General features: G+C 45.4%; 20 protein-coding genes, 1 tRNA gene and 2 pseudogenes. 17 read left to right on the top strand and 6 right to left on the bottom strand.

Features of this window, described 5'->3' with window-relative positions:
* The first annotated feature begins 112 nt into the window (after nucleotides 1–112).
* Nucleotides 113–805, top strand: a complete 693-nt coding sequence (locus ACTTK7_RS06345; RefSeq protein WP_462866709.1) for a Na-translocating system protein MpsC family protein — start codon at nucleotides 113–115, stop codon at nucleotides 803–805.
* Nucleotides 806–881: 76 nt separating this feature from the next.
* Nucleotides 882–1,007 (top strand): hypothetical protein, encoded by a 126-nt coding sequence (locus tag ACTTK7_RS06340; protein ID WP_462866707.1) that lies wholly within the window; start codon nucleotides 882–884, stop codon nucleotides 1,005–1,007.
* A 224-nt stretch (nucleotides 1,008–1,231) separates the two neighbouring features.
* Here ACTTK7_RS06340 and ACTTK7_RS06335 read toward each other — a convergent pair whose 3' ends face one another.
* Both ACTTK7_RS06335 and ACTTK7_RS06330 read right to left on the bottom strand, forming a co-directional pair.
* Nucleotides 1,232–1,549 carry a hypothetical protein gene (locus ACTTK7_RS06335; RefSeq protein ID WP_462866706.1) on the bottom strand — a complete coding sequence of 106 codons (318 nt, stop codon included), beginning with the start codon at nucleotides 1,547–1,549 and terminating at the stop codon, nucleotides 1,232–1,234.
* Between the two features lie 147 nt (nucleotides 1,550–1,696).
* A complete protein-coding gene (locus tag ACTTK7_RS06330; protein ID WP_091610069.1) occupies nucleotides 1,697–2,143 on the bottom strand; it encodes a hypothetical protein in 447 nt (148 codons plus the stop codon).
* 238 nt (nucleotides 2,144–2,381) lie between these two features.
* Here ACTTK7_RS06330 and xylE point away from each other — a divergent pair.
* Nucleotides 2,382–3,761: pseudogene (xylE, locus tag ACTTK7_RS06325) on the top strand (D-xylose transporter XylE).
* Nucleotides 3,762–3,814: 53 nt separating this feature from the next.
* Here xylE and ACTTK7_RS06320 read toward each other — a convergent pair.
* A pseudogene (locus ACTTK7_RS06320) lies at nucleotides 3,815–5,435 on the bottom strand (glycoside hydrolase family 43 protein).
* A 249-nt stretch (nucleotides 5,436–5,684) separates the two neighbouring features.
* Between ACTTK7_RS06320 and ACTTK7_RS06315 the strand changes: the two are divergent.
* The 10 genes from ACTTK7_RS06315 to ACTTK7_RS06270 all read left to right on the top strand — a co-directional run bounded on the left by ACTTK7_RS06315 (nucleotide 5,685) and on the right by ACTTK7_RS06270 (nucleotide 16,933).
* Entirely contained in the window at nucleotides 5,685–6,857 is a 1,173-nt protein-coding gene (locus tag ACTTK7_RS06315; RefSeq protein WP_462866704.1) for an ROK family protein, read from the top strand.
* A 24-nt stretch (nucleotides 6,858–6,881) separates the two neighbouring features.
* Nucleotides 6,882–7,475, top strand: a complete 594-nt coding sequence (locus ACTTK7_RS06310; RefSeq protein ID WP_462866702.1) for a YesL family protein — start codon at nucleotides 6,882–6,884, stop codon at nucleotides 7,473–7,475.
* 65 nt (nucleotides 7,476–7,540) lie between these two features.
* Nucleotides 7,541–8,857: an extracellular solute-binding protein gene (locus ACTTK7_RS06305; RefSeq protein ID WP_462866700.1), complete on the top strand. Its 1,317-nt coding sequence runs from the start codon at nucleotides 7,541–7,543 to the stop codon at nucleotides 8,855–8,857.
* Between the two features lie 95 nt (nucleotides 8,858–8,952).
* Nucleotides 8,953–9,831 carry a carbohydrate ABC transporter permease gene (locus tag ACTTK7_RS06300; protein WP_462866699.1) on the top strand — a complete coding sequence of 293 codons (879 nt, stop codon included), beginning with the start codon at nucleotides 8,953–8,955 and terminating at the stop codon, nucleotides 9,829–9,831.
* Nucleotides 9,832–9,850: 19 nt separating this feature from the next.
* On the top strand, nucleotides 9,851–10,672 hold the full coding sequence (locus tag ACTTK7_RS06295; protein ID WP_022795128.1) for a carbohydrate ABC transporter permease: 822 nt from the start codon (nucleotides 9,851–9,853) through the stop codon (nucleotides 10,670–10,672).
* Nucleotides 10,673–10,716: 44 nt separating this feature from the next.
* On the top strand, nucleotides 10,717–12,051 hold the full coding sequence (gene xylA, locus ACTTK7_RS06290; protein WP_462866697.1) for a xylose isomerase: 1,335 nt from the start codon (nucleotides 10,717–10,719) through the stop codon (nucleotides 12,049–12,051).
* Nucleotides 12,052–12,067: 16 nt separating this feature from the next.
* On the top strand, nucleotides 12,068–13,546 hold the full coding sequence (gene xylB, locus ACTTK7_RS06285; RefSeq protein WP_462866695.1) for a xylulokinase: 1,479 nt from the start codon (nucleotides 12,068–12,070) through the stop codon (nucleotides 13,544–13,546).
* A 186-nt stretch (nucleotides 13,547–13,732) separates the two neighbouring features.
* Nucleotides 13,733–14,470, top strand: coding sequence for a ThuA domain-containing protein (locus tag ACTTK7_RS06280; RefSeq protein ID WP_462866694.1), 738 nt, complete (start codon nucleotides 13,733–13,735; stop codon nucleotides 14,468–14,470).
* Nucleotides 14,470–15,525 (top strand): Gfo/Idh/MocA family protein, encoded by a 1,056-nt coding sequence (locus tag ACTTK7_RS06275; RefSeq protein WP_462866692.1) that lies wholly within the window; start codon nucleotides 14,470–14,472, stop codon nucleotides 15,523–15,525. The genes ACTTK7_RS06280 and ACTTK7_RS06275 overlap by 1 nt, the downstream gene beginning before the upstream one ends.
* Nucleotides 15,526–15,667: 142 nt before the next feature.
* Nucleotides 15,668–16,933 carry an L-lactate MFS transporter gene (locus ACTTK7_RS06270; RefSeq protein ID WP_462866690.1) on the top strand — a complete coding sequence of 422 codons (1,266 nt, stop codon included), beginning with the start codon at nucleotides 15,668–15,670 and terminating at the stop codon, nucleotides 16,931–16,933.
* Between the two features lie 45 nt (nucleotides 16,934–16,978).
* Here the strand turns inward: ACTTK7_RS06270 and ACTTK7_RS06265 are convergent, their stop codons facing one another.
* Nucleotides 16,979–17,896: an aldo/keto reductase gene (locus ACTTK7_RS06265; RefSeq protein ID WP_462866689.1), complete on the bottom strand. Its 918-nt coding sequence runs from the start codon at nucleotides 17,894–17,896 to the stop codon at nucleotides 16,979–16,981.
* A 141-nt stretch (nucleotides 17,897–18,037) separates the two neighbouring features.
* Here ACTTK7_RS06265 and ACTTK7_RS06260 point away from each other — a divergent pair, with 141 nt between their 5' ends.
* From ACTTK7_RS06260 to ACTTK7_RS06245, 4 genes are all read left to right on the top strand, one after another.
* Nucleotides 18,038–18,265, top strand: a complete 228-nt coding sequence (locus tag ACTTK7_RS06260) for a hypothetical protein (RefSeq protein WP_462866688.1) — start codon at nucleotides 18,038–18,040, stop codon at nucleotides 18,263–18,265.
* An 87-nt stretch (nucleotides 18,266–18,352) separates the two neighbouring features.
* Nucleotides 18,353–18,574 carry a hypothetical protein gene (locus tag ACTTK7_RS06255; RefSeq protein WP_462866686.1) on the top strand — a complete coding sequence of 74 codons (222 nt, stop codon included), beginning with the start codon at nucleotides 18,353–18,355 and terminating at the stop codon, nucleotides 18,572–18,574.
* Nucleotides 18,575–18,712: 138 nt separating this feature from the next.
* The gene (locus ACTTK7_RS06250; RefSeq protein ID WP_462866684.1) at nucleotides 18,713–19,111 is read left to right on the top strand and encodes a DUF3942 family protein; all 399 of its coding nucleotides are present in this window, start codon (nucleotides 18,713–18,715) and stop codon (nucleotides 19,109–19,111) included.
* 121 nt (nucleotides 19,112–19,232) lie between these two features.
* Nucleotides 19,233–19,454, top strand: a complete 222-nt coding sequence (locus ACTTK7_RS06245; RefSeq protein ID WP_462866683.1) for a hypothetical protein — start codon at nucleotides 19,233–19,235, stop codon at nucleotides 19,452–19,454.
* Nucleotides 19,455–19,491: 37 nt separating this feature from the next.
* Here the strand turns inward: ACTTK7_RS06245 and ACTTK7_RS06240 are convergent, their stop codons facing one another.
* Both ACTTK7_RS06240 and ACTTK7_RS06235 read right to left on the bottom strand, forming a co-directional pair.
* Nucleotides 19,492–19,803, bottom strand: a complete 312-nt coding sequence (locus ACTTK7_RS06240) for a hypothetical protein (RefSeq protein ID WP_462866681.1) — start codon at nucleotides 19,801–19,803, stop codon at nucleotides 19,492–19,494.
* A gap of 236 nt (nucleotides 19,804–20,039) precedes the next feature.
* Nucleotides 20,040–20,115 (bottom strand) — tRNA-Val (locus tag ACTTK7_RS06235).
* Between the last annotated feature and the right edge of the window lie 148 nt (nucleotides 20,116–20,263).

Raw genomic sequence — 20,263 nt, 5'->3', positions numbered from 1 at the left:
TATCAGCCGCCCTGTTGACCCGTGTAGCATTTGTGATTAAATCAAAACTAGATTATAATGCTTTTGGATAGTAAATATATGAATAATACTTAATTAAAGGACACTGATAAACATGAGGCCAACAGAAAACGAAAAGGATATCGCAAGCTTTGCCGGCAGACTGCTTCGGGAGAGGTTCGGCAAAGGCCCGGAAGCCGCGCATGTCGTAATGCAGGGACCGTTCATCACCATTTACCTGCGTCATTTCCTGAGCCCAATGGAGCGGGTCATTCTCGAGCAGGAGGGTGAACAGGCAATTTTCCGTCTGCGTGAAAGCATGATGCACAAAATTGTTCCGGAAATTAACGGATACTTGCAGTCGGTCACCGGTCAGGTGTATAAAAACTTTTACCATGACAGTGATTTCAACAAAGAATCCACCATTTTTGTCGGAATCGACGAAAATGCGTATGACGGTGAAAATCCGTTTAAAGAATACGCAGGTAAAAAGAAGCTGGAGGAAAGGGTTCGGCAGGTCACTGCAGAAGCGGAAAAAGAACCCGACAAAGTCTTTTCAGGCATGCTGAATAATAAGACTGTTCTCGTGATCCGGGAGGGACTGCTGATTAACATTGAAAAAGAGTTAGTGCAGCAAGGATATGAAGAGCAGCTGAAGGTCACTAAACGCAAGCTGGAAAAACGGCTGTTAATAGAAGGGAAGTCGTTCACCTCCATTGCCGGAATGAACATTGCTGATGTGTTTGTTGACTGGGACTTCGAACGGGACCGCAGCGTCATTGTCTTTATTATGAGCGGGTCCGGCTAAAGCGAGGGAAATCCTCCAGCCTCCTGTATCAGCCGGCGTATGCCTGAAAACAGTGAACACAGTAAGAGTAGTTCTTTTGAGTGAATGGCTGCAGGGCAGCTTCTTCCAGCAGGCTCTCCCAGTCGGAGGGCCTGCTGTTGGTCATGCATCGGTCATTGACGAATACGGACTTGTGAATTTTCTGTCCTTCGTGATCAATTAAAAATTTCATAAATTAAAAGGGTGCTCCTTTCATAAAACAAATAAAAAAAGCCAAAAAGATAAACAGGAGGCAGGTACCTCTTGTTTCTTTTTGGCTTATGGGAAATAGCGCCATTGTCTATCCATTTCCACCGTTTATTTAATTGCTCTTAAGTAATTGCTTCGTATGTACACCCTAAAGGATATGGCGTTTAATTGCAACCATGATAAAAACAGGCAGTATTGCTATTCGGTTGCCGGGGTGTCGACTAATCCGGTGAAACGCAGACGGAAAGACGTTTCGTCTTCATCAATATAGCCCCAGGCAATACGATCTTTCTTCCAAAAGATCTTAAACTGGTTACGGTCGACAATTTCAAAGCTGTCGCACTCTGAGATGATTCCAAGCGTCTCCAGTTCACGGCAGATTCTCTTTGTTTCTGATAAATACCACATATTCTCCCAGCGAGGGTGCTCAAAACGGCTTGTTATTTCTGCAATAACTTCAATAGAGCCATTCTGGAGAACACGGTACCGGCCGAAGGAAGCTGCTTGATATTCCATGTATTTCTCCCCATTCGTTTTTCTTTTATTATGCATGAAAAACTAGGTAATTTCTACTTAAAAAAACTCCCGGCCGAAGCCGGAAGTAAAAAGTTTTGGAGAGAAAGTAATGCTCGAATTAAATTATTGAATCAGTGAAAAGCTGTTTTATTTCCATTTCATGACGACCTTCAGTTTGTTCTGTTCAAAGTAGTAGGAGTCTATTTTTCCATAAGGAACTTTTTTCATAGGCTCAAATACTTCCAGGTGAAAACCTGCCTGTTGCTCCTGAGCAGAGAAATAAGGCGGGCGGTCGAAGATTTCCCTGAACACGTCGTCCGCTTCTAAAGGGGAAATGGATTTTAACGTGAAGTAAAGAGTCCGCTCTGACGCGTGGGAAGGTTCAAGCAGCATACTGAAGCGGCTCTGGCTGCTGTCATTTTTAACGCCTTCAATACGAAGGACCTGGTCCTGGATATGAACGGCGGAAATATCCACATTGTCCATTTTTTTAACCTGAAGCACCTTCAAGAACATTTTTTCTGTTACTGGAATGGTTACTCCGTTTTCTTTTGCGTCGGTCACACGTTTTTTTATAGATGAAAAAAGACTCACTATTGATTTCCTCCTCATAAATTGGCTACTTATATACATTCCCGGATATGACTCTGAAGGAACGTCTTTTTTGGTTCGCAAGAGATTTTTTATTCGTTATAAAAACGAAAGCATTTGTCGTTAGAGACCGATTGTTTAATTAATAAAGTTTATTGATTAAACAAACAAATAATGTTAGTTTGATTTGTGATCGCTTACATAAAGAGAGGAGGGAAGAGTAGCTTGACTACTCAAGTATATGAATTCTAAACGAACGATGTATGTAGTATTAGTTACCATGGTAGCTACACTTGGCGGATTATTGTTTGGTTACGATACGGCTGTGATTTCCGGAGCGGAAGGATCGCTCCAGACCTACTTTGCCGACAGTCTGAACCTAAGTCCACTTATTCACGGGTTGACGGTTTCAAGTGCGCTAATTGGATGTATTATTGGCGGATTGATTTCCGGATTTTTTGCAAACAGAATAGGAAGAAAGTTTACATTGATTATCGCGGCGGTTTTGTTTCTTCTTTCTGCATTGGGTTCAGCCTACCCGGAGCTGTTATTTTTTAATACTGGCGAGCCCTCTGTCGCACTTTTAATTGTATTTAATATTTACCGGATTATCGGTGGTATCGGGGTAGGGCTGGCCTCAGCGGTCGCACCTATGTATATTGGCGAAATGGCGCCACCTAATATTCGAGGAAGGCTTGTGTCCCTCAACCAGTTTGCGATTATTTTCGGTCAGTTCGTCGTATACTTTGTCAACTGGGGGATCGCCCGGGGACAAACAGCGGAATGGGTCGATGCGCTCGGCTAGAGATATATGTTTGCTTCAGAAGCTATACCAGCTGCTTTGTTTTTACTTTTTATGTTCATGGTGCCTGAGACGCCGCGGTATCTGGTTTCCAAAAACCGGGACGACAAAGCCATGAAAATTCTATCAAGAATCTACGACCACACAATGGCTAAGGCTACGTTTTATGAAATTAATCAATCGTTTGATAAAAGTAAAGAAAAATTATTTGCTTACGGAAAATTGATTATTATTATCGGTATTCTTTTGTCGGTTTTCCAGCAGTTTGTCGGCATTAACGTAGCCCTGTATTATGCCCCGAGAATATTTGAAAGCATGGGAGCTGCAAGAGACGCTTCTTTATTCCAGACCATTATTATGGGGGCCGTCAACTTGATATTTACAGCCATTGCGATTATGACGGTGGATAAATTCGGACGGAAGCCGCTGCTTATTATTGGCTCTATTGGTATGACCATAGGCATGTTTGGTGTTTCGGCTCTTGCTTTTACCGGCACGATTGGTATATCAACACTCGTATTTATCATCATTTATACTGCTTCCTTTATGATGTCGTGGGGACCAGTGGTATGGGTGCTTTTATCCGAAATATTCCCGAACAAAATCCGCGGTCAGGCTCTCGCTATTGCGGTGGCAGCCCAGTGGGCAGCGAACTATTTTATTTCTTCCACGTATCCAGCCATGATCGAGTTCAGCGGCGGTTTAACATACGGATTTTACGGTCTCATGAGCATATTGTCCGCTCTGTTCGTATGGAAATTTGTACCTGAAACGAAAGGAAAAACGCTTGAAGAGATAGAGATGGGATTAAAAAAGTAAGAGTGTAAAAAAGAGGCCCGGCTGCCATTAGTGCAGTCCGGGCCTTCTGTATATTATGCTTCGTTCTCTTCTTTAGGAACATAATGAAAATATTCAAAATCTGCAGGCTTGGAAGAAAAACTGTCCTGGCATTGCATGCCGACAAAAGCGCCTGTAAAAAAGCCGTCGCCCTGAATATGGTCATCCGATAGTTTAGCGGAAGGAAAAGAAATATCCACCGCAGTCCACGTGTTTCCATCAAATGAGTAGGAAAACCAGTATTTATCCATACGTACAGAGACTTTAAGATAAATCGTTTCTACACTGCGGTCAACTTCAATGCCACTGTCCCCGAGCGGGGTGTCAAACTGAAAATGGTCATTAGTCAGAAGGGTTAAAATCCTTCCTTTACTCTCATCGTGTGTAAGATGAAAATATACCCAGTTTTGCGTATTGTAATAGCAGACCATGCCTGCGGACTGCTGAAAATGATCCGGATCAAATTGAATGGCGGTTTCAGCATCAAAATAAAAGTGCTGCCACCTTCTTGCTACAAATGCCTGTGTGAATTTAGACGTCAGGGAGTCTTTACCGTACAGTCGCAAATAGCCTGGGCGGTCTTTAAGCGATAACGTATTTTCTTCTAAAGGGATCCGCAGTGTCTGGAAGCTCTTGTCCAGATTACCGGTGTTAAAATGACTGTAAACAGGAGACGCTGATTGCTGTGGCTCCTCCGAAAGAGCAGGGCCCTCTACGTATAGCGAAGGCTCATTGCCGCCGGCTATGTAAGGCCATTCCTTTTCCCAATAAACCTTTTGAATGGCGGTTTCTCTTCCGAGAGGGCAGAAGCCCCGCGGATCCAATAAAGGTTTTTGTGCCTCTTTTAACGGCCGGCCGGTCAGGTGCACAAAATACCATTCGCCGTTCTGCGTTTCTACAAGAGAGCCGTGCCCCGCTTTCTGCAGAGGATTTCTTGGATAGGGCCAGGAGGTGATAAACGGATTTTCCGGGTGGACCTCGTAAGGGCCGAATAGTGATTTGGACCGTGCGATGGTAGCTGCGTGGTCAAAGGTAGTGCCGCCTTCCGCGGTAAGCAGGTAATACCAGCCATTGACTTTATATATGTGGTCCCTCGGTCAGCTTAATATCTGTACCGGTGAAAATAATCTCCCGCTCACCGATCAGCTTTTCTGCTTCGGCGTCGTATTCCTGCAGAGCGATACCGTAAAAGCGGTGATTGCCCGGCCGGTAATCCCAGACCATATTCAGCAGGTATTTTCTGCCGTCCTCGTCATGATAAAGGGAAGGATCAAAGCCGGAGCTGTTCAAATACACAGGATCGCTCCATTCACCATCAATCGTATCGCAGGTGACGAGGTAATTATGGCCGTCCTTCCAGATGCCGTCGATTTGTTTAATATCTGAATAAATAAGCCAGAACTGGTTATCATGCCATGAGAGGGCGGGCGCCCAGACACCACCTGAGTCCGGATTGCCAGCCATATTTAGCTGGGAGGTCCGCTCGAGAGGTTGCTTGACAACTTCCCAGTTTTTTAAATCCTTTGAGTGATGAATCTGGACCCCGGGGAACCATTCAAATGTGGAAGTAGCAATATAATAATTCTCTCCGGCTCTGCAAATACTAGGGTCAGGGTTAAAACCAGTCAAAATTGGGTTAGTAATTTGATCATTCACGAAAGTAGCCTCCTTAATTTGGTAACGCTTTCAAAAGTAGATTGTATAAGCAATAAACTAAATATAACTTAATTCCTGATTCTGCTCAACGGTCAATTTATTTTAAAGCGAAAAAGTGAATGAAAACATAAATTATCGCATATAGATACTCTTAACTTTGTTTAATTAAAAAACTATATAATGATCAAAAGAAAATGTATGCTATTATGTACGTAAACCGAACAAAATTGAGAAGTAGGAGAAGATAATATGCGCACGGGAGACCAAACTCTGGTAAAGCAAATAAATAAATCAATCGTGCTGACCACCGTTCAGCAGAAAAGTCCAATTTCCAGGGCGCAGATTTCAAAGGATACCGGACTGAATAAGGCTACAGTTTCGAGTCTGGTAGCCGATCTGCTGGAGGGGAGACTTGTAGAGGAAATGGGGGCAGGGCTTTCCAATGGGGGAAGAAAGCCGACGATGCTTTTTTTTAATAATAAAGCCGGTTATGCTATCGGAATTGATCTTGGAGTAAATTATGTTCTCGGTATACTGACAGATCTTCAGGGAACGATCGTTGCTAAAATTAATGAACCGCTGATTTCTATTGATGAAGGGGCTGTGTTTAATAAGATCGAGGAAGTCATTGAAGATCTTACGGAACAGGCGCCGAAAAGCGCCTATGGCATAGTGGGGATCGGTGTTGGAGTTCCGGGGCTGATCGATAACGAAGGCACCATTTTGTTCGCCCCAAACCTGGAGTGGAAAAATGTGCATTTAAAACAGCATCTGGAAAGAAAATACGAACTGCCGGTATTCATTGAAAATGAAGCAAAGGCTGGTTCGCACGGGGAAAAACGTTACGGAGCCGGCCAGGGCGTTTCGAACTTCATCTATGTAAGTATTGGTATCGGTGTCGGCGCAGGCATTTTTATTAATGACCAATTATATAAGGGCGGCAGCGGTATTTCCGGAGAAGTCGGTCACTTCACCATTGAACCAAATGGAAGGAAATGCCGGTGCGGCAATAAAGGCTGCTGGGAGCTGTACAGCTCGGAAGGAGCTCTGGTGGAAAAAACAGCCCATCTCTTTTCGGACCGGGAAGAAGTAACGACCGAATGCCTGATCGCAAAGGCAAAGGAAAGAAATCTGGAAGTGCTGAACGCTTTTGATCAGGTGGGAGAATATATCGGCATTGGACTAACGAATATTATCAACATATTCAATCCGGAAAAAATCATTATAGGCAACCGTTTTGCAGAATTGGAGCAGTGGCTTCGCAATCCTATTGAAAGAGTGTTTCAGCAGCGACTTCACGAGGAATTCCGGGACTCTTTCACGTTATCCTTTTCTGAAAACAGCATTTATTCCTGCGCGCTGGGCTCTGCGGCTTTTTCAATTGAAACTTTTTTTTCAACCAGCAAAGTCACAGTTGTATAAGCATGGAAAGGAGTTTGTCCGATAATGAACAGTAAAATTTATCAAGCGCTTACATGGGTGATGAATTTTGCCTATGTGCAGGTGCTCTGGGTGTTTTTTACGCTGATGGGCGCTGTAGTCGCAGGCGTATTTCCGGCTACAAATGCTTTGTTTGCAGTAGTGCGGAAATGGGTGAGCGGAGAAAGGGATCTGCCGGTTTTTTCTTATTTCTGGAAGGTATATAAGCAGGAATTTATTCAGTCCAATAAACTTGGGGCGGTAGTCCTTTTTTTACTTGTGCTTGTTTTTCTCGATATTCAGTTCATAGCGGCAAGTGACACGCTGAACTGGCTGCACATACCGTTATTTGTTTATATCCTTTTTGTATTTGTTTTTCTTTTGTATTTGTTTCCATCGTTTGCTCATTTTGACGATAAACTAAGAAACGTTTTAAAAAATGCATTTTTTATTATGCTGACCCATCCCGGTCATTTATTCTTTTTAACGTTGAGCTTGTGCCTGCTTGGGCTTATTTTTTACCTGGTTCCGGCGCTCGGCTTTATATTTGGCATAAGTGCCACGGCTTTTGTTGCCACCGTTGTCAATAAAAATATTTTCGGGAAAATTATAAAAACTTAGTTTGTTTACTGGACAAATGATGTAGGGGGTGTTACCTTAATATTAAGAAAAGGGGGAGGAAAATAATGAAAAAGATGAAAGCGGTTACGTTTTTGGCGGCAGGTTGCGCAACGGCGATGGTAATGACAGGCTGTAACTCGGAATCTTCGGGGTCTGGCGATGGCGGCGGGGACGGGGAACAAAAAACGATTGAATTTATGCATTTGTGGCCTGAGGGAAGCTCCAAAGACCATTACGATATTGTAAACGAAATCATAGCTGATTATGAAGAGCAGAATCCAAATACGACAGTGGAACTTGAGGTGCTGAGCAACGAACAGTACAAGGAAAAGCTGCAGGTAACTTCTACATCGGGTGAACTGCCGGATGTGGGTATGACATGGCCGGGCGGTTTCCTCGAGCCTTACGTTGAAGGTGAAATGTTTGCGCCGCTCGATGACGTGCTTGATGAGGACGGCCTGCGGGATTCATATGTGGAGGGCACTACGGAAGCATACCAAATGGACGGAAGTACTTATGGACTGCCGCTCGAACTGAACGTAGCCCAGGTTTTCTATAATGGTGCGATATTTGACGAATACGGTCTCGAAGAACCAGAAACCTATGAAGAGTTTGAGGAAATTGTAAATACACTCCAGGAAAACGACGTGGCTCCGATTGCATTAGGAAACCAGGACAGATGGACCGGTTCACTCTGGTACATGTATATGGCAGACCGGCTTGGTGAAGACAATCTATTAGACCAGGCAATCAATGGAGAAGCATCCTTTACTGAAGAACCATTGGTAAACGCGGCGGAAAAAACGCAGAACCTGGCTGCAAGCGGAGCCTTCACTCAAGGATTTAACGGTCTTTCCGACCAGGAAGCAAAAAGCATGTTTACGAGTGAACAGGCAGCAATGTATTTAATTGCTACATGGGATCTTCCGAACTATACAACGGACGAAACCGTGTCTCAGGAATTCCGGGATGCAGTTGACTACTTCGACTTCCCAACAGTGGAAGGTAAAGGCAGCCAGGAAAGTCTTGTAGGCGGACCAGGCGTAGGACTTTTTGTTTCTGAAGAGTCTGATGTAAAAGAAGAGTCGAAGGACTTCGTCAAGTACTTCTCTGAAGAGTGGGGCGAAAAATCCGTAAGCGATGCAGGCGTTATACCGGCTACGAAAGTAAACACGGATAACGTGGATCTTCCGGATATGTACAACGAAGTGCTGGATGACTTAAACAACGCAGAAAACCTGACATTGTTTGCAGACGTACAGATGAGCCCGGATGTCGCCGAGACTCACCTGACAGCAATTCAATCATTATTCGGTGAAGAAATTACGCCGGAGGAATTCGCTGAAATGCATGAAGAAGCAATAGAAGAAGAAAACGAGTAAATAAAAATGAATAAAGGGCATTCCTTCAGGGTGTGCCCTTTATATCATTCATGAATGCATTATGGACGTAAATGCAGAGCTTGGGGGCAAGTGAAATGAATAAAGTTATGTCGAATAAACTCATGATTACGCTTTACATATTCCCAGCTTTATTTCTCATTGCCGTACTAATCATAGTTCCACTTATACTGACCGGATATTACGGTCTCATGGACTGGAACGGTATCGGCTCAATGACTTTTATTGGCATGGAAAACTACATTAATGCCATTCAGGACGGGGCTTTTTGGGACAGTGCCTGGCACTCACTGCTGCTGGCTTTATTTTCAACGTTAAGCCTGATAATTTACTTAGCGGTATCCATGATTTTGGCTTCCAAAATCAAAGGTGCGGATTTACTGAGAAAAATTTATTTAATACCGATGCTTTTGTCGTCCGTGGCAATTGCACAGCTGTGGATTAAAGTTTACAACCCGGCGAACGGGATCCTGAATACGATTCTCCGCGGTGTTGGCATAGAAAATCCGCCGTCATGGCTGGCGAATCCGGATATCGTGTTGTACGCCATATTCATACCGATTCTCTGGCAATACGCGGGCTTTTATATCCTTATATACTATGCTGCACTGAAAAACATTCCGGAATCCTTGATTGAATCGGCAAGAATTGACGGAGCGAACCCATTGCAGATTGCTTACAAAATTAAACTTCCTTTAATCATGGGCGTAGTAAAAGTAACCATCGTTCTGGCCATCGTCGGGTCGCTGAAATATTTCGACCTGATTTATGTAATGACCGGCGGCGGACCTAGTGGTTCGAGTGAAGTAATGGCATCGTACATGTATGATCTTGCTTTTAGTACGAATAACTTTGGTTACGGCAGTGCCATCGGCTTTTTACTGCTGATCATCACACTCGTCGTTACGGTTATCATCAGAAAATTAACTGCATCCAAGGAAGATATTCAGTACTAGTTGAAATGAGGTGAACGTTATGGGTCGAATTGGATATATTTTGTTGTACGCATGTTTAGCACTGGTAGCGGCATTCCAGATCTTTCCGCTGCTGTGGCTGGTATTGTTTTCTCTTAAAGATAACGCCCAGATTTTTTCAGGTTCCCCGTTTGCACTGCCGAATGATCCACAGTGGGGGAATTACCTGAACGTCTGGCAGGGCGGTATAGGGCTGTATTTCTTCAACAGTGTCTGGATCACGGGTCTGGCGATTGTATTAACAGTACTTTTTGCCAGTATGGCGACATTTGCGATTACACGCATGAACTGGAAGCTGAATAAATTTGTACTGGGACTGTTTATGGTTGGGCTGATGATTCCTATCCACTCTGCACTGATTCCGTTATTCAGTATGTTTCTCAGCGTGAATTTAATCGATAACCCATTATCCATAGTTCTCACGTACACTACGTACAATCTGCCGATTACGATTATGATTCTGCTCGGCTTCTACTATACTCTGCCGAGAGAAATTGAAGAAGCTGCAGTGATGGACGGTTCTTCGATCAACCGGTTGTTTTTCACGATCATCCTGCCGATGACAACACCGGTAATGGCTACAACAGTTATCATTAATATGATCTACAACTGGAATGAATTTGTGTTTGTGAATACATTTATCAGCTCGGATGAATACAAGACGCTGACCGTCGGTATTCAGAATTTCATCGGGCAGTATATGACAGACTGGGGCTCGATTGGGGCGACACTTGTTATAAGTATCATTCCGGTTCTTCTGGCTTTTCTGTTTTTCAGCAACAAAGTGGTGGAAGGGATCTCTTCAAGTGCTGTTAAAGGCTGATACCACAAAGTAATGATTTTAACTAACAATTAGGAGGATGCATAATGACTGTATTTAACAACGTACCAACTATCAACTTCGAGGGTGCCTCTTCGGCCAATGACTTTTCTTTTAAGCACTATGACAAGGACGCAACCATCATGGGAAAATCGATGGACGAATGGCTTCGCTTTTCAGTAGCCTACTGGCATACACATACGTTCGGCGGGGAGGATCCGTTTGGCGGACCGACGATGGAGCGTTCCTATCAGAAATACAGCGGTATGGATCTTGCAAAAGCACGGGTGGAGGCGAACTTTGAACTGCTGAATAAGCTGGGGATCACCCGGTTTGCATTCCATGACATTGATATTGCACCGGAAGGAAATTCCTTAAAAGAAACGTATGAAAATATCGATACAATTACTGCGATGCTTAAGGATAATATGAAAGAACACGGCATCGGTCTTCTGTGGAATACGGCGAATATGTTTGTGGACCGCCGGTTTATGCACGGGGCAGCGACGACAAACAATGCGGATGTATATGCCTATGCCGCAGCTAAAGTAAAGAAGCAGCTTGAGGTAGCAAAAGAGCTTGGTGCAGAGAACTACGTGTTCTGGGGCGGCCGCGAAGGGTACGAGACCCTGCTTAATACCGATATGAAGCGCGAAATGGATAACCTGGCACGTTTTTATCACATGGCCGTGGATTATGCGAAAGAAATAGGCTTTGAAGGACAGATGCTGATTGAGCCTAAGCCGCGTGAGCCGATGAAGCACCAGTACGACTTTGATGTAGCTACCGCCTATGCCTTCCTGCAAAAGTATGATCTCGACAGCCATTTTAAAATGAACATCGAATCCAACCACGCTACGCTTGCCGGTCATACGTTTGAACATGAGCTCCGCTATGCGAGAGAAATGGGCATTCTCGGCTCGGTGGACGCAAACCAGGGCGACCTGCTGCTCGGCTGGGACACCGACGAGTTCCCAACTGACATTTACGATGCGACCCTCGCGATGTACGAAATTTTGAAAAATGACGGCCTCGGCAGCGGCGGCTTAAACTTTGATGCCAAGGTACGGCGTCCATCCCACAAGCCGGAAGATCTGTTTCATGCGCATATTGCGGGAATGGACACCTTTGCGTATGGGTTGAAGGCAGCCTCCCAGCTAATCGAAGACCGTGTATTTGAAAACATCGTGGAGGAGCGCTACAGCAGCTTTGACAAAGGCGTGGGAAGCGACATTCTTGCCGGGAAAACAAACTTTAAAGAACTCGAAGCCTATGCACTTGAACTCCAGGAGCCGATCGAACATCAGTCGGGTAAACAGGAGCTTATTAAGGCAAAACTGAACCAGTATATTTTAAACGCCAACAATAAAGTAAAAGTTTAAGCAAAGAGGTGCTGGCATGACTTACGTAATAGGGGTCGATTTAGGAACGAGTGCAGTGAAATCCCTGCTTGTGAACCGGAATGGGGATGTGACAGCCTCTGTATCAAAATCACTGTCTGTCCAGCAGCCGGCAGCAGGGCATTCTGAGCAGAACCCTGATGAGTGGGTGGAGCAGACGAAAGCATCAATTCATGCACTGCTCGAGGAGACAGGAATAAAGGCAGAGGAAGTGGAAAGCCTCAGCTTCTCCGGGCAGATGCACGGCCTGGTGCTCCTGGACGACAGCGGTCAGCCGCTGCGTCCGGCTATACTCTGGAATGATACAAGAACGTCGGAGCAGTGCGAAACGATCCGTCGTACAATCGGGGAGAATGAGCTGATTGAGGCAACGCAAAACACAGTTCTCGAAGGCTTTACTCTTCCGAAAATGCTCTGGGTGCAGGAAAATGAGCCGGATGTTTGGAGCAGGGCAGCATCTTTTCTACTGCCAAAAGACTACGTGCGGTACCAGCTGACAGGCAGTATGCAGATGGAGCTCTCTGATGCTGCCGGGACGCTTCTGCTGAATGTGAAAGAAAAAACGTGGAGCCGGACGATGCAGGAAGGCTTTAATCTCTCCGCCTCCTTCTGCCCTCCGCTGATAGAATCCCATGAAAGCGCGGGGACCCTCACTAAGGAAGCGGCAGCACAGACGGGGCTGCACGAGGGTGTGAACGTTATAGCCGGCGGGGCCGATAACGCCTGCGGTGCTTTGGGAAGCGGAATTACAGAACCCGGGGAAGGCCTTTTAAGTATAGGAACTTCCGGAGTGCTTCTGGTGCCGGATCACGGAGAAGCAGTGCCGGATGGACGACTGCATTATTTTAATCACGCATCAAAGGACCAGTATTATTATATGGGAGTCACTCTGTCCGCCGGGAACAGCCTGCAGTGGGTAAAGGACAACTTGTTTTTTGACGAAACGATTGAACAGCTCGTTGAACGGGCTTCACAGGTGCCGGCAGGGGCGGACCAATTGCTGTTTACCCCGTTTTTGACCGGTGAAAGAACGCCGTACATGGACGCAGGGATCAGGGGCAGCTTTATTGGCCTCGATATCCGTCATACGAGAGGGCATATCGTCCGGGCCGTGATGGAAGGGATCACGTATTCTCTAAAGGAGTCTCACGAAATCATCCTTCAGCAGGGCTTTCAGATAGATTCCCTTGTGTCCATTGGAGGGGGAGCGAAAAGCTCCTTCTGGCTTCAGATGCAGGCGGATGCTTTCGGATGCCCTGTGCGCAAGCTCGCTCATGAGCAGGGACCGGGGCTCGGGGCCGCAATGCTTGCAGCCTACGGCACAGGATGGTTTGCTACGCTGGAGGAATGTAAAAAGATGTTTGTCAAAGAAAGCGAAACGTTTTACCCGGATCCTGATCAGTCACTGATATATGAACAATCATTTCAGGCATATAAGAAAATTTATTCCCATACATCGCCGTTAAAGAGGTCCTGATTTACAGGCAAAAGCCCGAAAAGGCTTTTGCCTGTTTTAATAAAAAAGCAATTGAAGATTGCGATCCGAAACGTTTTGGGTTACTATGAAATGGAAGCGGTTTAATAATCTCGAGCCGGATTAATAATATTTAGATGGTTTTGGTAACGTATTCAGTAAGCGTTTAACGACTAAAGGAGGTACGGCATGAACATTACCGTATGGAACGAAAACAGGCACGAAAACAAGAATCCGGACGTTGCAAAGGTGTACCCAAAGGGGATCCACGGCGCATTGGCTGACTTTCTGGGAGAAGAGGCGGACGTTGTACGCACAGCAACACTCGATGAGCCGGAGCACGGACTGACGGAGGAAGTGTTAAACGACACCGATGTGCTTTTATGGTGGGGCCATATTGCTCATGACGAGGTAGAGGACGCTATTGTCAGGCGTATTCAGAAGCGTGTGCTGGACGGGATGGGGCTTATTGTGCTTCACTCCGGCCACCTGTCAAAAATATTTCGAACGTTGATGGGTACAGGCTGTGACCTGAAATGGCGGGAAGCAGACGAGCGTGAACGTCTCTGGGTCGTAGAGCCTGGACATCCGATTACGGAAGGCCTGGGAGAGTATATTGAAATGCCGAAAGAGGAAATGTACGGCGAGCATTTTGATATCCCCGCACCGGATGAACTCGTGTTTATCAGCTGGTTTGAGGGCGGGGAAGTATTTCGCAGTGGCGCAACATTCACCCGGGGGCGGGGAAAGATATTTTATTTCCGTCCAGGACATGAAACGTATCCAACATACTACAATAAAGACATTCAAACGGTAATTAAAAACGCTGCCCGGTGGTCGGCCCCGAAAAATACGCCAGTACCTGTTTATGGTAATGCCAGGCCGCTGGAGGCCATCTCGGGTAAAGATGCGGAGGTACGGGACTGATGAGAAAACTGCAGATAGGCATTATTGGTGCAGGTGGCATTGCCATGGGCAGACACCTGCCCGCTTTTCAGCAAATTGAAACCGCACACATAGCCGCTGTTTTTGATACAGAACTCAGTAAAGCAGGAGCGGCTGCTGAAGCATTTGATATTCCGGCTGTATACGGCACGGTGGAGGAATTGCTTGCCCATGTTGAAGCGGTCATCATTTGTACACCGAATAAATTTCATGCAGAACTTGCCGTGCAGGCACTTGAAGCAGGAGTACACGTGCTCTGTGAAAAACCGATGGCGATGACCACCGCTGAATGCAGAGACATGATTGACGCCTCCAGGCGTTCAGGGGCTGTGTTAACGATTGGTTATCATTACCGTTACATGCAGGAGTCCCGTACGGCGAGACAGATGGTGCAGGAGGGCGAAATTGGCGATCCACTGGTTGTACGCCTTCAGGCGATGCGAAGACGGAAGGTGCCCGGGTGGGGCGTGTTTACGAATAAAGAACTTCAGGGCGGAGGCAGTCTGATTGATTACGGCTGTCATCTGCTGGATTTGGCTCTCTGGCTTCTGGATGACCCACAGCCGGTAGAAGTGAACGGAAGAACATACGACCGTCTGAGTAAAACTCCTGGCCAGATTAATGAATGGGGAGCGATCGATGCTGAAAGCTTTTCCGTGGAGGACCATGTGACTGGCTATATTACGTTTGAAAATGGTATGACGCTGCTCCTGGAGTCATCCTGGGCAGCGAATATAAAAGAAGATAAAGAAGAATTAAGCATTTCCGGGGTGGATGGAGGACTCCAGGTCTTTCCGCTCGAGCTTTACCAGTCAAAATTCGGTTCGATGATGAGTACGGAGCCGCACTTAACAAACTCTGAGCGTGAAGACGTGCTGCAAGCAAAGAATTTCATAGAGGCATGTCTGGGGCAGGCTGAGGTCGTTGTTGAGCCCGAGCAGGCTTTGCGGGTCACCCGGATTATTGAAGCTGTTTATGAAAGCAGTAGAACTGGAAAAAGCGTCCGTTTGGATAATGTGTATGCCGACGAAGTATAAGCATCCATCCGGGTGCTTTTTTTCGTTATTTTAAAGCAATTCTTAATAAATAATTTTTACAATTTTTTTGGGATGACCGTTTGAATGCACATTCAGAGGGAATGAGAGGATTGTATTATTACAGAAGGGGGACTTACTAATTATGGAAGCAGATCGAAATCGTTGGTTGATGGCTTTATCAGCTGTAGCGATTCATTTATCGATTGGTTCAGTATATGCGTACAGTGTGTACCAGAACCCGCTGAATGATTCACTTGGCTGGAACATTTCCGACGTAACACTCGCATTCACCATTGCAATTTTCTTCTTGGGGATGTCGGCCGCTTCACTAGGTTTTTTTGTGGAAAAATACGGGCCGAGAATTTCAGCTGCCATTGCAGCCGTGCTGTTTGGTGCCGGGACAATGGGGGCCGGACTTGCGGTCCAGCTTGAAAGTCTGCCATTATTTATTGGTTCTTATGGTGTTCTCGGCGGCATTGGTCTTGGTATCGGGTACATATCCCCGGTTTCTACGCTAGTTATGTGGTTTCCGGACCGCAGAGGGATGGCTACTGGCATGGCAGTTATGGGATTTGGCGCCGGGGCGCTGATTACAAGTCCCGTAGCTGAATGGCTCATGAACGCAGTGTCAATACCGGGAGCATTTTATATTCTGGGCGCTTCATACTTCATTCTTATGCTTGCCGGGGCAAGCTATATGAAGAAGCCGCCGAAGGACTGGATGCCTAAAGGCTACAAGAAGGAAGACCTTAAAACAAACCAAAAAGGCGGAGACCTGGCACAGCTTTCAGCCAAAGAAGCACTCCGGACAATGCGTTTTTACCTGCTGTGGCTCGTGATGTTTATTAACATTTCTTCGGGCATCATGCTGCTTGCAGTCGCATCAAACATGACTCAGTCCATCACTGGAACAAGCGCAGCTGTAGCAGCTACCATCGTCGGCGTAATGGGCTTTTTCAACGGAGGTGGAAGGATTGTCTGGGCGTCACTCTCGGACTATCTTGGAAGAACGAACACGTTTACGCTGTTCTTTCTTATTCAGATTGTTGCCTTTTTCCTACTGCCGTTAACGACTAACGTTGTGCTGCTCGCAATTCTCTTATTCATTATTATTACGTGTTACGGTGGCGGCTTCGCCTGTCTACCGGCGTATATCGGTGATCTGTTTGGTACGAGACAGCTCGGAGCCATACACGGATTCCTTTTAACCGCCTGGGCTCTTGCCGGTGTGGCCGGGCCGACAGCTGTTTCGAGCATCGTTTCGGCAACAGGAAGCTACGTCTTATCGTTCTACCTGTTTAATATTCTTCTGGTAGTCGCCCTGGCGGCTATGATCGTAATGCGATTTAATATTAAAAAGATCAGAAAGAACAAAGAAAATGAAAGCACAGAAGCAGCGAAAGCATAAAGAAAGACCCCTTTTTCCTGAATAAAGGAAAAGGGGTCTTTATTGTTAGGGGAGTTCATTGCCGGCTGTCTGATAGAGATCATACCATTCTTCACGTGTCAGAGTGATTTCAGAAGCTTTGGCGATACCTGCCAGTCGTTCTGGATTCATCGTTCCGACAATGGTTTGGATGCGGGCCGGATGACGCAGAATCCAGGCAGCCGCTACCGCAGATTCAGTAATGTCGTAGCGCTTGGCCAATTCGCTGAGTTTTTTGTTTACTTCCGGAAATTTGTCATTGCCGACAAAAACGCCTTCCATCATGCCGTACTGAAAAGGAGACCAGGCCTGAACAGTCATACTGTTCAACTGACTGTACTCAAGCAGCCCGCCTTCACGCATCACTGCGGCATCGTTTTTCATATTTACATTCAATCCCTGGTCTATCATGAGGGAGTGCATCAAACCGAACTGCAGCTGGTTGGCAATCAGGTCCTGCTTAACGTGCTGCTTTAAAAGCTCAACCTGCATTGGATGCTGGTTGCTGACACCAAAATGCCGGACTTTACCGGAGGCCCGGAGATTGTCGAACGCTTCCGCGACTTCTTCGGGCTCCATAAGCGCATCGGGACGGTGAAGAAGCAGTACATCCAGATAATCTGTCTGAAGGCGCTTCAGGCTTTCATCGACGGTTTTTAAGATATGGGAATTGGAAAAATCGAAAGAATTCCCACGGATGCCGGCTTTGGACTGAAGAATCACTTTTTCACGGAGGTCATCGTTCATGCCGGCCGCTCTGGCAAAAATGTCTTCAGAATCGCCGCCGCCGTAAATGTCGGCATGATCAAAAAAGTTCACCCCTGCCTCAAGAGCAGTGCGGAAAACTTTTTCAGCATCATCGATAGAAAGCTCATTCATGCGCATACACCCGAGTGCTATATTGGATACGTGAAGAGAACTGCTGCCTAACTGCATTTGTTTCATCTGAGCACCTCTTTTTTTCAGGATAAGAATAGTGTAACATGACGGATGTGCAATAGGGATGATAACGCTGTCAAAAGCATGAAAAATGACTTTTACACATAAATATGGTAATTTGTAGAAAAACATTAAAGGATGTCAGATATGAAACGAAGAACAATAAACAGTTATTTTATTCTATTCTGGCTTATAATCGGTATATGGAATATCGGCCTCGGTATAATTGTCGGGCTGGTATTGCAAAGCTATGTGTGGGCATCCATTCATGTATTGGCCGGAGCGCTGTGTTTAATCATAACGGAAGCTATACGAAGAGGGAAATTACAAGTTAAACAGGAAAAAGAAAACCACCTGCGTGAGAGCGACCGGTAGTTTTCTCCGCCATATTTAAAAGTTGTAATAATTTGATGATTACCCCGGAGACTTTTCGGAAATAGAACATTAATGATAAGTAAAGGGGTGAACATTATATTACAGACCAGAGGGGCAAAAACAATAAAAAATATTATTCAGGATAATGAAAAGCCGCTGACTAATAAAGATGTCGCCGCTATATTAAAAGATAGAAACAGCATTGACAGTTCTTTTGCCTTAAAAACTATTGATTCGATGGTGGGCAACGGACAGTTGATGCTTATCCGATATGTTGACGCCGGTGTGTATGTAGTAGAAGTGAAATAAATTGTGTTAACTGTTTTTATGAGCAGTTAACATAACTCTTTTTAATAAATATTTTTTACATAATTTTTCCGCTGCCGTAGTGGAGAAGCCGTATAACCTGTAGAATGGGGAATTACTTTAAAGAAGAGGGTGATGGCAATGAGTTTTGAAGATGAGTTCGTAGCTAAAGCAGTAAAATACCTGGAAACAGATGAAGACGCAAACATTATGAACGAAGTAAACTGGGAAATTGCCAAGTACTTTAATAATTTGAACAAAGAGATCGGCGAAGTGAAAAACGATTCGTTCAGCAGCTATGGTTCGAAGCACCGCAGCTATATGACTATCGATAACCGCGAATTGCTTTTTGAAACCCGAACAGATGACGACAATTGTCATATTGAAGTAACGCAGAGTACAGATGATACTACGAAAGAGCTCGATGTCATATATGTTCAGAACGGCAGAATGTACAGCCGTGAAGAAGAGAAAGAATTTGATATGGATATCGTCCGGAATCATCTTCAAAGTACATTCGGCGATATACTGGGATTATAGAATAAAGAAAGAAGCGCCCGCTGCGGCGCTTCTTTCTTTTGAAAAAATATTAAATAATTAATCGGGAAATACGTCTTGATTCACCTCGAATGGGTATATTGTCATTAAGGGGGTATACGCCATGGGGGTCGTTTATATTGATCGGCATATTCGCCAGGTGCAGGTAATTATTTGTAGTGAAGGGCACATGCTGCATTGCCTTGTTTGGCCGGGGGAAGAGGGGTGGGTCGCCGATATACACTCCATGCAGGACAGCGGTTTTCATCCGACGTTTGAGCGGGTTTATTTTCCTGAGAACGAAGAAATTATCCAGCTTGGGCGTCATATATATGTTCTGCGGTAAAAAGGCAGAAGCGCGCAGCTTTCTGCCTTTGGCTGTGCTAAAGAGTATTTGGATCCGTATATCCGATAGGGCCCCGGGATTCGGAATGCTCCACTACAGTAAGAATAAAACGCATAGGAACAAAGATGGTTCTGCTGCCCCCGGAAGTGCTCCTGGCTTTTTCCTGATAGAAGTAGATACCCGCTTCTTCAATACCGTAGTTCTCCGATGACACTACTGCTTTAACGTAGCTGGAATGTTCTTCGAAGGTGCCCTCGCTCTGAAATCCATTCAGTTCAAAAAGCGGAATGGCGGAAGGGTCAAAATACACCTCGACGAAATTCGAACTGTCTATTGATGATGAACTCACCCGTATTCCTCCTTTTAGTATTTGTTTATCATAATATACCCTCGAACGGTTTAATAAAAGCAGAGGATCCAAAAGGGTGGCACAAGAATATACATAAATTTTATGAGACGCACTAATTATTGTAAAATAATGGGTGGGAGTAATAGATGTACCAAAGAAAGTGGCGGCGATAAACAGCCCGGGCAGTGCAATTTAAAAAACAGAAGCCAAAGGCTCCTGCTGTAGTTTATTATTTATGGTGTCCCGTACTGGGCTCGAACCAGTGACCTCCACCCTGTCAAGGTGGCGCTCTCCCTACTGAGCTAACGGAACAAATGATGTGGAATGAAGCGACAGAAATAATATACAATAGGAAAAGAACGGTGTCAATCCTTCGGCGTCTAATTTAAGCAGGGAAAGCAGGGATTGATGCTGGCCATTCAATTTCCTCTGGGCGGTGAAGCTTAAAGGCCTTGCCGGT

The organism is Marinococcus tarijensis (genome assembly GCF_054971385.1).
Note: the sequence above shows the minus strand (reverse complement) of the source record. Positions and strands in the feature narration are given on the sequence as shown.